The following is a 13,456-nucleotide window of genomic DNA, read 5'->3' as shown; positions in this document are numbered from 1 at the left end:
ATGCTGTCTGGCAAGGCCGCTGCGGAAGCCGCCTTTGAGGCGATCAAGGCCGAGCGTTCCGGCGATGAGCTGAGCGCTTATGAAGAAGAGGTGCGCACCGGCGCGATTGGCAAAGACCTCAAGAAGGTGCGCAATGTGAAGCCGATCTGGTCCAAATGGGGGCTGACCGCGTCTTTGATGCTGGGTGGTCTGGACATGTGGACCAACACCCTTGGCTTCTCCCTGTTTGGCACGGTCAAACACGGCAAGACCGATGCAGAGGCCACAGAAGAGGCCAGCAAGCATAAGCCGATCGACTATCCCAAGCCCGATGGCAAACTGTCGTTTGACCGGCTGACCAATGTGAGCTTTTCCATGACAAACCATGAGGAAAGCCAGCCTTGCCACCTGCGCTTGGCCAATCCGGAAACCCCTGTGGCCGTGAACCTGCCGAAGTTCGCAGAACCCGCACAGCGCTACTGCCCGGCCGGTGTCTATGAGGTGGTGGAAGAAGAGGGCAAAGACGCCCGCTTTGTGGTCAACTTCCAGAACTGCGTGCACTGCAAAACCTGCGACATCAAAGACCCAAGCCAGAACATCACATGGGTCACCCCGCAAGGCGGCGACGGACCAAACTACCCGAATATGTAACGCAACACACAACTTGATCCAATGACCCGCGGGCCTCTCAAACCGCGCAGCTCACAGCGGGTCAGGGTGATCGCTTAACCTTTCAGCGCCTTAGGCACCTTAAGCCTGATCAAAAGGAACGATCACCTGCGCATTTGGGAAAACCTGCGTCACATCCGCCGTCGCCGTTTCAAGAAAGATCAGCTTGATATTCGCCCCAGCATCCATGGTCGCAAAGGCCTGCAAACCATCCTTGCGTGCTTGCCACAGCCGCTCTAGCAAGTCCCAGCTCTCCGCCGTCAAGTAACTCAGCGCCGGACGCGCCGCCTGCATTGTCGCGTGCATCGCCAAAGCGTTTGCCTCTGCCAGTGCCCCCAGCGTGTCAAAGTCCTGCGAACGCACCGCCCGCTCAATGGCCGCGCAATCCGCTTCGGCCTGATCCGGCCAACTCTGAAAAAGTGGGCTGGTGGCGACCGTGTGGTTCATACCTTCGCGCGAGGAATGCGGCTTCGGGCCAACATCTACCGGCAAGATGGCAATACGAAACTCCGGCCAATGCACATCCAATGGATGCGCAAAACTGTCTGCTCCGTCCTCACGCACACCTTTGTCCCAGCGCACAAACCCGTGCCAGAAAGACCGTGTCGCGCTGCCACTGCCCAGACGGGCCAACAGGCTCATCTCTGCTTCGCTCACAATATCGGTTAGGCCAAAACTGCCGCAAAGCGCGCGCGTCAGCGCAGCAAAGCCAGACGCCGAAGACGCGAGTCCCGCGGCCGTGGGAATGGTGTTGTTGGTTTCAATCCGCAGCGGCACAGCTTTTTCACCACGAAACAGATCCGCGAATTTCAGCGCTTTGGCGGCAAAGGGCGTTTCAAGCGCCAGCTCTTCCCCACCCAGTGTCACATGATCCAGCCCATCCTCAGAAGGCCCAACCTGCGTATGTGAGCCCCACTCTGCCAGCGAAATGGACAAAGAACTGTTCAAAGGCAGATTGCGTGCCCGATCCCGCTTGCCCCAGTATTTGGATAGGGCAATGTTGCTCGGCGCATAGGCAGCATAGGTCTGCGGAGCTTCTGCAAGCGCGGCCTTCCCCATGGCCTGCTGGAGCATCTCTTTGGCCGCATCATGCATGAATGATCAATCCTTCTGTGGCCAGTTCGGCCTTTGTAAACCCATCAGGCACGGCTCCAACCGCAACCACGCAGTCACCCAGCCCTGAGCCGGAAATCTTGACCGCAAGCACTGCGGGATCCGATTGCGCCTGTGCGATGATGCCAGCCAACGTGTCATCGCAAACGCCCAGTTGTTCCATCAGAATCTGATACTGCGTCAGGCTTGCGGCAAATGCCTGCCAGTCTTCGCCTTGCGCAGCCTCGATAGCCCCATCGGCTTTCTGGCCCATCTCGGCATAAAGCGCATGAAAGATCTGTTCTTGCCCCTCCATACGCTCCGCAATCAGCTTAAGCACCTCTGAGGTGGGTGTTTTGTAACCGGCATATTTCAACGCGAGAACCGGAGGGCGTGGCAACCGGATGATCGCCGCCTCTGGCGGCGCTTGATAGCTGATCATGCCGCCCGTCAGGCTCGCGGCCAGATCGGCCCCACTCCCACGGCCCTGAATGTCACGGATAATGGTCACAGCATCTGTGTGAATCTCCCCGGGATCTGCATCAACCAGCGCACTCAGCGCACCCAGCACAGCAATTGTCACCGCCGCAGAAGAGCCAAGCCCCAAAGTGGGATCAATCACGGATGTGATCTCCAGATCAAAGCCCGTTTCGATGCAGCTGAGGTGGGTGCGAATACAGGCGATCACAAAGCGGTAGGCATGAGAAGGCTCAAGCGCATCCAGCGATGTTTCAAAAGGGTCCGCAATCTGTGACGCTATCCGCACATTCCGATCAGACCGCTGCGTCAATGTCACGGTGATGCGCTGTTCAATCGCCGCAACAACGGCGCGATGGCCATACACGACAGCATGCTCGCCCGTGATCATAATCGACCCCGGCGCACTGGCTTTGATCCGTTTCATCAAATCTGTCCTTCACCTGCGCGACCATACCGAGGCGCCCGCCCAGCGCTCGCACCCTGTGTGGCCATGCGCAATCTGGACCAGGCTTTGCCCGGATGCCGCGTCATCAGATCCGCCATTGCGGCGTGATCTTGTAGGCGCACCAAAACGGCCCCGCCCCCTGCGCCTTTGACAGAACCCGCGCCACAGATCTTGGCGGCGCCACCAAGCGCGGCGACCTCTTTCACAAAATTTTGCGCGGGCACGGGCACGACGCCAATGCGCTCCAGCAGGCTTTGGTTTTCTCGCAGCAAGGCGCTCACATCGCCCCCATCGGACAAAGCCTGCGTCAGCGCGTCGGTACACTGCGCAAATGCCACCCACAGCTGGGCATCCTGCCCGTATCGCGCGCGCACATGTGCGACGCACTCTCCGGTGGAACTCTCCGGGCTGCCATGTAGCACCCAATACCAGCCTTCGCCCTCAGCAAGCCCATGCGTTTCATGCACGGTTGGCACGCTCACCTCTGCGTCATTCACATGTACCAGGCCGCCCCGCACCACCGCAGCAGCATCAATCGGCCCGGCTTTGCCGTGCTTCAAGCGCTCACAGAACCGCACCCGCTCATAACGTTCATCCAGTGTTTTGTGACGATCCAGCAACGTCTCAAACAAAACTGTGGTCGCAGCCACCACCGCCGCAGAGGATCCAAGCCCCGCGCCAATCGGCAGCTCTGATCGGCTGGACAGCTGGCCGGGGTGCGGCAAATGCCCAACAGCACCGATCCCGGTCATAGTTGTGCCTCTATGCCCATCTCCATCCTGCAACAGCGACGCCAGCGTATAAACGGCGAGGTCATCCGGGTGGGTCAGAATTTCATGAACAGGCAGCTCGCCGCGCTTGAACTGGTCAAAGCGTTTGTCGAGCGACGACTTGAATTTGTGCAAAAGCTTCAGCGGGTAATCGACGCCCGACGACAGATTTTCAAACGCTGTCCGCAGGCCCTCGCCCGGACCCTGCGGCACAAACTTGACCTCAGTGTACTGCGCCAGCGCCATTGCCAGCGCGGGCGCACCATAAAGCACCGAGTGTTCGCCCGACAAAATCAGCTTGCCGGGCGAATGGGCGACAGACACACCAGAGCCGTCAGGCGTGTTTGTCGACGTAGATACGCTTGTGATCATTGATGCTTGCCAGTCTGTAGCGCCCACGAGCTTCATCCGCAAAGATCAGCTCTTCGCCGTCTTGTGCCACGGGCGCGCCCCAAAGCTCAACGTAATCTTCGTAACTGACAGCCGTGCGTTCTTCCAGAATGCTCTGATGCAGCTGCGTGAACAGATGCGACTGATACCCTTCCACAACGGTGGCATCAAAAAACTCACCGGTTGCACCAGACCCATAGGAAAACAGACCAATAGACTTGCCCGACAGATCTTCCTCTGCATTCTCAAGCGTTGAGATCAGCGCCAGATAAATCGACGCGGTGTAGCTGTTACCCACCACGCGATTGTATTCCATGCCCGGCAACGCAAGGCTCATGTCCAGATCGGCCTTGGCCGATTTCGCAAGATGGCGATGCGCCTTCTCGCCCATACGTGAGAATGGCAGATGGTAGCAAAAGCGCGAGAATTCGGCATAAGACTTGCCGCCATTGGCTTCATAGTCGTGCCAGGCTTCCAACATGGCATTGAGATACCGCAGTGTGGAAAACTTGCCATCGAACAATGGCGTCCGGCGGTGGTTGGGACGCCAGAAATCCATGATGTCTTCGCTGAACACACCAGACACCACACCAACTTCCAGCAGTTTGGGATCCGCGCTCACCAGCATGGCCACAGCGCCTGCGCCCTGCGTCGCTTCGCCAGAACTGTCACGATCATACCGCGCCACATCAGAGGCAATCACAAGCACCTTGCGATCTGGCCGACGCGCAACATAGCTACACGCCATCTGCAAAGCCGCCGTTGCCGAATAGCACGCCTGCTTCAGCTCCACGTTCCGGCAGTTTGCACTCAACCCCAGCAGCCGATGCACATAGATCCCGGCGGCTTTCGACTGGTCAATGCCCGTTTCCGTGGCAAACATCACCGTATCAATGCCATCAGTCCCGTAGCGATCAATCAACGGACGTGCGGCTTCCGCCGCCATGGTCACGATGTCTTCATCCTGCCCCGGCAGTGCGATCTTATCCTGACCAATCCCACGGGAGAACTTCTCAGGGTCGATCCCCTGCTGTTCGGCCAGTGTCGCCAGACTTATGTAACGATGAGGCGTGTAAAAGCTCATCGCCTCAATACCAGTTTTGATCATTTCGTTCCGTCTTCTACCGAATTAACGAAAGGTTCCCCTTGAGCGCCTGAACGTCAGCCGTTCCCAAAAGGAACATGGCCGTGGCAAACTCTCTCTGAAACTTCCTTATCTTTTTCACCACGCTGTCGCTGGAGTCCTGCGCCGCTACAAGAAATGGCGCGGCAACGCCACACAGATCAGCGCCAAGAATCACACATTTCGCCATATCTACACCATCTCTTATCCCGCCGCTGGCGATCAGAGTGGTTTTCGTTGCGTCGTGCGACAATGTTTCCCGTGCTTCAATCAGGCTTTCAACCGTGGTGAGCCCCCAATCCTGAAACACCAACCCCAAGTCGTCGTCATCTTCTGATCGACGATGGTATTCGATACGGCTCCAAGACGTGCCGCCACGCCCGGCCACATCAAAATGGCGAATTCCGGCTTCCAAGCCCAGCGCCACATCTGCTTGCGATAGCCCAGAGCCAACCTCTTTCAAAACCACAGGCACATCCAACGCACCTGCGACCTGCGCAATCTTCTCTGCAAGCCCGGAAAAATCGCGGTCTCCTTCAGGCTGCACAGCCTCCTGAAGCGGATTGAGATGCAGATACAGCGCATCAGCTTTCAGCACGTCTACCGCCTCACGGCAATGTTCCACACCAAAGCCCTTGTTAAGCTGCACCGCCCCCACATTGGCAAGCAAAGGCACATCCGGCGCCAGCCCACGGAGATCGAAGCTTGCCTTTGCTTCGGGGTTCGTGAACATCACACGCTGCGATCCCACGGCCATTGCCACGCCAGTTTCCTGTGCCGCGATGGCCAGATTGCGGTTCATATGCAGGCATTCATCCCCGGCACCGCCCGTCATCGAAGAAATCAACAACGGAAACGGCAAACGCTTACCCAAGAAGTCACACGACGGATCAACCGCATCCATATCCAGCTCAGGCAGCGCCCGGTGGGTCAGGGAAATATGCTCAAAGCCGCTTCTCTGACGCTCAATCTGAGGGTCAGACAGTATTGCACGAATGTGCTCCAGCTTGCGCCCAGCGACGCTGCGGCTCACCGACGCCTCATTCACCGTTCAAGCTCCATGTGGGTGCGCACCAATTCCCCCGGATTTGTTTGCGCCGCCAAAAGGGACAGCTCACCGCAGAGAACAACCGCGGCACAGATGCCCGCCAGTCGACGGGCGTTTTCACCAGCAGGTCGGTCGTCTTTACAGCCCATTTTGGCAAGATTTTCCTCGACCGCTGTGTTGCCTTTACCAGCCCCAACGGACCCCATGATCAGGTTGGGCAACGTGCAGGCGAAATAGAGATCTTCGCCACGTTTTTCACAGGTCACCTGCCCTTGCGAACCTTCGATGATATTGGCCGCATCTTGTCCGGTCGCCAGATAAAACGCCAGAAGCATATTGGCAAAATGCGCGTTCGCGCTGCGCAGAGATCCGGCAAGATTGCCGCCCACATAGTTTTTCTCATGATTGAGCAAAACCATCTTCTCAGCGTCTGTGCGCAACATCCGCGTCAGAATTTTGCGCGGGATCTCAATCTCGGCAATCATGTACTTGCCACGCCCCAGCAGCCCATTGACCGCAGACGGCTTTTTGTCGGTGCAGAAGTTGCCAGAAATCGAGGAGTATTCCAGCTGCGGCTGATCGGTCAAAATCCACTCCAGCACCGCCTCTGCCGCCTTCGTCACCATGTTATGACCGGAGGCATCTCCAGTGGCGCATTCCACGCGCACAAACAGCAGATTGCCGGCGATCTGACGGTTGAGCTTGATCAGACGGGCAAAGCGGCTCGTGGTAGAAATGATCTCTGCCACCTTGTCAAACTGCGCTTCAATACGGTGCCAGGCCGCAACAGCTTCAGCCGCAGAACGCGCCCGCACCACGATAGAGCGCGTCATACGCTCATCCACCATAGAGACCTGAATCCCACCGCTATAACGCGACACGCCCGCGCCGCGATCTGTTGACGGCCAGAGCGGCGTTTCAAATGTTGCCAAGGGCACGCTGACCTCTCCGTCGACCACGTCGCCTTTCAAATGGAGCGGACCAACCCAGCGGGTTGGAATTGGCGTGGAAAAAGTTTGCTTGTCGCGCACCTTCAGTCCCTTTTTGTTATCTTCGACCTTTTCCAATGCATCCTGCTCTAAACATGAAGCGGATAAGGTGTGTTTCCAGAAGGAGTAGTCTCTTGGGCATGCGCAATACACTTTAAGACCACGCGCTACTAGGGCTTTGTCACTCGTGATCAATCGCTTTTTTGCGAGCCCCGCACAGGTGCGAAAAATTCTCAACAACAAAGAGAGAGTTTGGCGAGCCGTGGAGGACTCGAACCCCCGACCTGAGAATTAGAAGTTCCCTGCTCTAATCCAGCTGAGCTAACGGCCCACTCATGCTTCGGGTGTATCAGCCAAATCCCTGACCTTGTCAACTTGGTACACAGGTGGCGCGCCCTCCATCGAAACCAAGCCAAAAACCAAGAGCATTCACACGTCAGGCGCAATAACATCTTAGGTGACTCAACACACCAATCCTGCCAGAGCTTTCGCACATTTTTTCTCTGCTAAATTTTTAGGCATGCAATCCCAACAAAAAGAATCACGTTATTCACCTGTTATCCACTCCCGCTTAAGTCGAAGGTCCAAGTAACTAAGAGGTAGTGATTTGCCCGCAATATTCAAAAAAACCGCCCTATTCTTATCATTGATCTTGCTGCCATTTTCAGCATTCTCCGAAGAGGCTCCGGCCCATATCGAAGGGGCCACCACAATCAACGTAGACGAAGCTTACGCGCTGTTTGAAAACAACGTGGTCTTTGTAGATGTACGGAAACAGTCAGATTTTGAAAGTGGCCGCATTCCCGGCGCAATCCACTTGGATGTGAAATCCGCTTTCACCCCCGAAAATCTCGCCAAAGCTGTGCAGCCCTCAGATCCCGTTGTGATCTACTGCAACGGATTTTCGTGTCTGCGCTCCTCTGAAGCAACAGCCAAGGCGGTTGCGTGGGGGTATACCAATGTGAAGTACCTGCGCGAAGGCTTCCCCTCTTGGGACGAAGCCGGGTTCCCTGTCGAGTAAGCCGAGTTTAGGAGAATACAGATGACGCTAAGCGGTCGGATCATCGCTGGAATTGTGGCATTTACCATCCTTCTGACTGTTGGAGCCGGTTATTCCGGTCTCACAATCCTGCAGAAAGTGGAAAATGGTCTACTGTCTCTCAACGCACGCAATGCAACCGCAGCGGCGTCATCGGTGTTGCAAAGCAGCGAAGGTCAACTTTCGCTACACGCCCGCACCATCGGCCGTGATCGCGCCGCGATCACGGCGCTGATTGAAAAGGACACAGCCAAACTAAATGAGAGCCTGCTCTCCACATTCAACCGGATCTCCGCCAAGGGTGAGATGACGGACCTGATCATTTATGACGCTGCCGGGCGTGAAGTGGCTTCATTGTCCACCGTTGAACAACAGTCCAAGACAGCGCACACCTCCACAGTGGTTGCAAAGTCTCTTGAAACCGGAAGGCGTAGCTTTGGCATTGATACTTTGCCCGACAAACGTGTGGCCGCGAACTATGTGGTCCCGCTCCTGAAAGGGCGAGAAAAGGTTGGCTTCGCACTTCTGGCTCTGGATCTGGAGGCACATCTACCCATGATTGCAACCGCACTTGGCGGCACCGCCATTCTGGCCAGACCGGATTCCGCGGCACGGCTACACGTCCAAAAAATCGAAGCCCTCGTCGCGCATGGGTTGGCACTGACACAACTCAATAGCATCGGCGCCAGGGCCATCGCTGAGATGGCGACAATTGATGCCTCGTTTGGCGTGCTCGATATCGCAGACCACTCCTATGTGGTCTCCCGCGAAACATTCGGCGCACAGGCGCAGCCCAAAGACGTCTTGTTTATGATGCTCGACTTCACGGACCAGTCACTGGCCTTGTCAAAAACCATCCAAAACGCGGTGATCGTGCTTCTCCTTGGCGCTCTCGCCTGCCTTACAGCCTTTCTGTTCTGGCTCAATCGTGAGTTCCGGCCGCTGCGTGAAAACGCATTGGCTCTATCCGCGGCTTCTCGGGATGATCCCGCTCCAGAAGTGACCGCAACGAGTCGGGCAAAAGAAATCATCGAGCTGCGCACGGCAACAGATCGCCTGCTGCAGAAATATCAGAACGAAGCGCGGGCAGCACAGGAAATGGCTGTTGTGGTGCGCGCCTGCGCAGAAGGCGACTTCACCAAACGCCTCGACGTAAGTGACAAAGACGGTACATTTGCAGGCCTCTGCGAAAACGTGAACCAGATCAGTCAATCTGCAGACACCGGGCTCAAAGCCGTCAGTGAGGCGCTCTCTCATCTGGCCCAAGGTGATCTGACGCACCACATGCCCGAACACTTGCCCGGCGTGTTTGGCGAAATCGCCTGCTCAATGAACGCCACGACCGACAGTTTGAACCAAATCGTCACCCGCATCTCTCAATCCTCTACCGCCATTGCCGAAGGTTCGCAGGAAATCTCCGGGCGCACCGATCAACTGGCAGCCAACGCCGAAGGAAACGCAGCCTCAGTCGAAGAAACCTCTGCAGCGCTCGAACAAATGTCAGAGCAGGTCAAATCTGCCGCTGAATCTGCCGAAGAGGTGGGTCAGAGCATCAACACCATTTCAGGCAAGGCGCAGACCGGGTCTGAATTGATGACCACCGCCGTAGGCGCCATGCAGCAGATCAAAGAGGCTTCAGCCACTATTGGCAACATGCTTACAGTGATTGAAGACATCTCGTTCCAGACCAACCTGCTCGCCTTGAACGCAGGCGTGGAGGCGGCGCGGGCAGGCAAAGCCGGGCAAGGTTTTGCGGTTGTGGCCAATGAGGTGCGCATGCTTGCGCAACGCTCTGCTGCGGCTGCAGTAGAAATTTCGACCCAGGTCAATCACTCTGCACAAACCATCGATCAGGGTGTGGAAACCGTTCAAAAATCCGGTGCCGCCTTCAAAGAGATCGTAGGGCTGCTCAATGACTCAAGCAGCTATATTTTCGAAATTGTAGATGCCACACGCGACACTTCTGTCGGGATCAGTGAAATCACCGGCACGACAAGGCGCCTGGATCTGTCCACACAGGAAAATGCCAACAGCGTACGTGCAACCTACGAACACACGCAGCAGCTCCAACATCAGGCTGTGACACTCGAAGCCACGATCGGCTCTTTCACGGTTGATCCAGCATCCGCCAGCAATGGATCACAGGCGCATGCTCATAGCTCTGCTGCCTGAGTAACCCCAAAATCAAAATGCCCCTGCGAGCAAAAGCTGGCAGGGGCAAGGGGGGACAGACGGAGGTCGTCAGGGGTTATTGAAGCGCCTCAGGAGCTTTGTCTGCAATGTCTGTCCAGTTGGTGTCGGCACGTTCGATCAGACCAGGGATGTCTTCTTCCCAACGCACCTGGATGTCTTTGGACAAGTTCAGGAACAGTTCACCGTCAACGATTTTCCAGTACTCTGGGTCACCGTCGAACTTGAAGCCCATGGCCGCACCAAAAGCGCAGTAGCCGCCGTACTGTGGCAGGTAGGATTCTGGGTCTGCGTCAAACGCTGCTTTGTGCTCTTCGCTTGCGAAGCGGTAGGTCGCATCGTTGTACACGGAAGAGATGCGGTAGTCGCCTTTGGCTGGCTCACCTTGGGTGAAGTATGCAACCGGGTCATAGCCCTGCAGAGCCAGACCAGTGGAGCTTGCGTTCAGCTCAACGCCCGCTGCGATGGAAGTTGTCGCGAGAGCAACAGACAAAGCCGCGCCAGAAATCAGGGTCTTAAAGATGTGCATTTGGAAACTCCTTAGCATTTTGGATCTCATTAGGAACTGCTTGGTTCCTTATGGGAAATGATGTAGCATTGGGAACTGAATGGTACAAATCAACTAAGTGTGAATACTCTGACACAACGCGAAAGACGGACGACCCATGGCAAGACCCAGAGAGTTTAACATCGACACCGCGCTTGATGGCGCCATGGGCATATTCTGGCGTCAGGGCTATAAGGCAACAAATTTGCCAGACCTTCTAGCAGCGATGGGGCTCACCCGCGGCAGCTTTTATAAAGCGTTTGAGGATAAAGAGAGCGTCTACTGCGCTGCACTGGATCGCTATGACCACACTGTTGTGACAACCACGCTCGGCATTCTTGGCAATTGCGAGGCCGCCACCGCCACCGAATGCCTGATGCCTATGTTCACCCCATCCGACAAAACCAGCTTTGGCTGCTTTATATGTAATGCGATGGTTGAGGTCGCACCGGAACATCCGGAAATCGCCAAAAAGACCCAAGACATGGCGGATCGTCTGCGCGGTGGAATCCTTATGGTGCTGGAAAACAAAAACGTTGGCGACAGCACCGCCTACCGCGAAGAACTCGCCGATGTGATCCTTCACCTCTATTTCGGGTTCCAGTCTATCGGCAAAGCAGGCATGCCCAATCAGGATTGGAGAGGTCGCCTGCAACGCCTGCTCGAAGAAGACCGGTAGCACTCCCCCAAAACGCACTGCCAAGTCTTGCGGGGCGGAGCGCTCGTCTATTTATCCTCGTTCAAATCGACGTTCGGTTCATCCGTGTCTTGGATCATGCAGATCAGCCCGCACCGCCAACAAACCCACCACTCTAGGGAATATTTTTGCCATTTGGTGAAAGTTGCATTACGCTTGATATCACGTTAGATCCCTGCGGACGCAACCAAAATAGACAAGTGTGCGATATTATTATGGACAGTGTTAAGAGCAACCAAGTGAAACTGACACAAGATCCGCATACCCCCCGCGGTGAACAGCGGGAGAAGGTTCTAGAAGTGGCCATCGGGCGCGAAGTCCGCGCACATCGCAAACAACAGAACATCACCGTCGCCGAAATGTCGCGCCTCACCGATCTGTCCATCGGCATGTTGTCAAAGATCGAAAACGGGAACACCTCGCCTTCGCTGACAACGCTGCAAACGCTGGCCAAAGCCCTGTCGGTGCCGCTGACCTCTTTCTTCAAAGGCTACGAAAAACACCGCGAAGCGGTGCACACCCGCGCGGGCGAAGGTGTCGAAATCGAACGCGAAGGCACACGCGCGGGCCACCAATACAATCTGTTGGCGCATATTGGGTCAAATTCCAGCGGCGTGATCGTCGAGCCCTATCTCATCACGCTGAAATCCGATGCGGATGTGTTCAAAACCTTTCAGCACGACGGTATTGAAATGATTTATATGCTGGAAGGAGAAGTGGATTACCTGCATGGCAGCCAAATCTACAAGCTGCTGCCCGGTGATACACTGTTCTTTGATGCCGATGCGCCGCACGGGCCAGAAAAGCTGATCAGCCTGCCTGCGCGCTATCTGTCGATCATCAGCTATCCAGCTAAGGGCTGATCGCCCCCGCCTCTCAACACAATTAGAAAACAGCCCCGAAGGGCTGTTTGATAGGTCTATTTCTGTAGAGCTGGTTCGGTATCCAGATCCGGCCAGATTCCCGGAGATGTCGGCAGCCCATCGTCAAACTGGCTCAGGTAATCCAGCATCATCGGACGGTTGTCGATAAATCCTTTGTACGTCGCCAGTTCTTCCGGCAGATCGCGGATCACGCGATGCAGCCGACGGCCCCACTTCGGCATGGTCACAATATCCTGGAAAGAGATCAGGTAACAACGGATCGGAAACAACAGCGCATTAGACCGTGGCAAACGATAGAAGGTCTGCAACTCCACCCGCAGATGTTGCCTCGATCCAATATTCTCCGGCGTCAGCTCAGTCTTCTGAATACCCCATTTGTGATAGTTCTCCGGGCTGGTATCCAGCAGAGGATTCACCGTCATCGTCCAGTTCAGACGACGCGCCGGGGCACCTTGCTGAATGTTAAGCAGGAATTTTAGCGCGCGTTTGAAGATGCCCATCTCATGCGCAAGCGGCACCGGGGCGTGCCACTCAAAGAAATTCATGCCAATGTCGAAGTCCAACGACCAGTCCGCCTGCGTGGTGACCATGCCGGCATCCATCCACAGCATATCATCCCGCTGATCCAATACCGCGTAATCGCCTTGAGCTTGACGCGTGATGTATTCCAATGGACCACAAGGCAGAGTCGTTTCATCCAAGAAGGTGAACTTTTGATCAATGCCCATGGGCTTGTTGATCCAGTGCCACTGATTGCCATCCCGATGCAATTCGAACAAATCAGGGTAATCCTCGGATTTGGACACCATGATCAGCTCTAGCGTATCCCAACCGGCCAGCGTCATATGCGGCAGTGACTGACAACGCAGCGGGTCATCGGCGAGAACAAGCGCACGATCGCGCATCTCAGACACATAATGCTCATCCACATCGAACCGCTTTTCATAAACCGATCCCTTTGGACCACCCCGGTGCTGCTCCATGTTCACCGAATACATATAACTGTCTTCATGAAAGGGGAACGGGAACCGCTTGATGGCCCAATCCGAATTGCGGAAAGAATAGTCGTCGCGGAAGGTTTCTTCGTTGAATTGAATGGTCATCTTGGCCCCTC

General features: G+C 55.8%; 13 protein-coding genes and 1 tRNA gene. 5 read left to right on the top strand and 9 right to left on the bottom strand.

Features of this window, described 5'->3' with window-relative positions; translation table 11 throughout:
• Positions 1-630: 4Fe-4S dicluster domain-containing protein (locus PJL69_RS19545; protein ID WP_271311186.1), on the top strand; the 630-nt coding region annotated here is incomplete at its 5' end.
• 99 nt (positions 631-729) lie between these two features.
• Here the strand turns inward: PJL69_RS19545 and mvaD are convergent.
• From mvaD to PJL69_RS19510, 7 genes are all read right to left on the bottom strand, one after another.
• Positions 730-1,743 (bottom strand): diphosphomevalonate decarboxylase, encoded by a 1,014-nt coding sequence (mvaD, locus tag PJL69_RS19540; protein WP_271311185.1) that lies wholly within the window; start codon positions 1,741-1,743, stop codon positions 730-732.
• Entirely contained in the window at positions 1,736-2,644 is a 909-nt protein-coding gene (locus PJL69_RS19535; protein WP_271311184.1) for a mevalonate kinase family protein, read from the bottom strand. The genes mvaD and PJL69_RS19535 overlap by 8 nt, the downstream gene beginning before the upstream one ends.
• On the bottom strand, positions 2,644-3,807 hold the full coding sequence (locus PJL69_RS19530) for a mevalonate kinase family protein (protein ID WP_271311183.1): 1,164 nt from the start codon (positions 3,805-3,807) through the stop codon (positions 2,644-2,646). The genes PJL69_RS19535 and PJL69_RS19530 overlap by 1 nt, the downstream gene beginning before the upstream one ends.
• Entirely contained in the window at positions 3,770-4,933 is a 1,164-nt protein-coding gene (locus PJL69_RS19525; protein WP_271311182.1) for a hydroxymethylglutaryl-CoA synthase, read from the bottom strand. The genes PJL69_RS19530 and PJL69_RS19525 overlap by 38 nt, the downstream gene beginning before the upstream one ends.
• A 13-nt stretch (positions 4,934-4,946) precedes the next feature.
• Positions 4,947-5,981, bottom strand: a complete 1,035-nt coding sequence (gene fni, locus PJL69_RS19520; protein WP_271311181.1) for a type 2 isopentenyl-diphosphate Delta-isomerase — start codon at positions 5,979-5,981, stop codon at positions 4,947-4,949.
• Positions 5,982-5,992: 11 nt separating this feature from the next.
• Entirely contained in the window at positions 5,993-7,027 is a 1,035-nt protein-coding gene (locus tag PJL69_RS19515) for a hydroxymethylglutaryl-CoA reductase (protein ID WP_271311180.1), read from the bottom strand.
• A 211-nt stretch (positions 7,028-7,238) separates the two neighbouring features.
• Positions 7,239-7,316: transfer RNA gene (locus PJL69_RS19510), tRNA-Arg, on the bottom strand.
• Positions 7,317-7,592: 276 nt separating this feature from the next.
• Between PJL69_RS19510 and PJL69_RS19505 the strand changes: the two genes are divergently transcribed.
• Complete coding sequence (locus PJL69_RS19505; RefSeq protein WP_271311179.1) at positions 7,593-8,006, top strand: rhodanese-like domain-containing protein; 414 nt, start codon at positions 7,593-7,595, stop codon at positions 8,004-8,006.
• A 21-nt stretch (positions 8,007-8,027) separates the two neighbouring features.
• Complete coding sequence (locus tag PJL69_RS19500) at positions 8,028-10,196, top strand: methyl-accepting chemotaxis protein (protein ID WP_271311178.1); 2,169 nt, start codon at positions 8,028-8,030, stop codon at positions 10,194-10,196.
• A gap of 76 nt (positions 10,197-10,272) precedes the next feature.
• Here the strand turns inward: PJL69_RS19500 and PJL69_RS19495 are convergent, their stop codons facing one another.
• Positions 10,273-10,743, bottom strand: a complete 471-nt coding sequence (locus PJL69_RS19495; protein ID WP_271311177.1) for a YHS domain-containing (seleno)protein — start codon at positions 10,741-10,743, stop codon at positions 10,273-10,275.
• A 136-nt stretch (positions 10,744-10,879) separates the two neighbouring features.
• On the opposite strand from PJL69_RS19495, the gene PJL69_RS19490 reads away from it, so the two are divergent.
• Entirely contained in the window at positions 10,880-11,440 is a 561-nt protein-coding gene (locus PJL69_RS19490) for a TetR/AcrR family transcriptional regulator (protein WP_271311176.1), read from the top strand.
• Between the two features lie 233 nt (positions 11,441-11,673).
• The gene (locus tag PJL69_RS19485) at positions 11,674-12,321 is read left to right on the top strand and encodes a helix-turn-helix domain-containing protein (protein ID WP_209100828.1); all 648 of its coding nucleotides are present in this window, start codon (positions 11,674-11,676) and stop codon (positions 12,319-12,321) included.
• A 56-nt stretch (positions 12,322-12,377) separates the two neighbouring features.
• Here PJL69_RS19485 and PJL69_RS19480 read toward each other — a convergent pair whose 3' ends face one another.
• On the bottom strand, positions 12,378-13,445 hold the full coding sequence (locus PJL69_RS19480) for a heme-dependent oxidative N-demethylase family protein (RefSeq protein WP_209100830.1): 1,068 nt from the start codon (positions 13,443-13,445) through the stop codon (positions 12,378-12,380).
• Between the last annotated feature and the right edge of the window lie 11 nt (positions 13,446-13,456).

Origin of the sequence: Shimia sp. MMG029, assembly GCF_027947445.1 — a bacterium.
In the GTDB taxonomy this organism is placed as follows: domain Bacteria; phylum Pseudomonadota; class Alphaproteobacteria; order Rhodobacterales; family Rhodobacteraceae; genus Shimia.
This window is presented reverse-complemented; position numbering and strand designations above follow the sequence as displayed.

Bases quoted from the DNA above. Each gene is read 5' to 3' on its own strand.
- mvaD (WP_271311185.1), bottom strand. From the start codon at position 1,743: ATGCATGATGCGGCCAAAGAGATGCTCCAGCAGGCCATGGGGAAGGCC.
- PJL69_RS19535 (WP_271311184.1), bottom strand. From the start codon at position 2,644: ATGAAACGGATCAAAGCCAGTGCGCCGGGGTCGATTATGATCACGGGC.
- PJL69_RS19530 (WP_271311183.1), bottom strand. From the start codon at position 3,807: ATGATCACAAGCGTATCTACGTCGACAAACACGCCTGACGGCTCTGGT.
- PJL69_RS19525 (WP_271311182.1), bottom strand. From the start codon at position 4,933: ATGATCAAAACTGGTATTGAGGCGATGAGCTTTTACACGCCTCATCGT.
- PJL69_RS19500 (WP_271311178.1), top strand. From the start codon at position 8,028: ATGACGCTAAGCGGTCGGATCATCGCTGGAATTGTGGCATTTACCATC.
- PJL69_RS19495 (WP_271311177.1), bottom strand. From the start codon at position 10,743: ATGCACATCTTTAAGACCCTGATTTCTGGCGCGGCTTTGTCTGTTGCT.
- PJL69_RS19490 (WP_271311176.1), top strand. From the start codon at position 10,880: ATGGCAAGACCCAGAGAGTTTAACATCGACACCGCGCTTGATGGCGCC.
- PJL69_RS19485 (WP_209100828.1), top strand. From the start codon at position 11,674: ATGGACAGTGTTAAGAGCAACCAAGTGAAACTGACACAAGATCCGCAT.
- PJL69_RS19480 (WP_209100830.1), bottom strand. From the start codon at position 13,445: ATGACCATTCAATTCAACGAAGAAACCTTCCGCGACGACTATTCTTTC.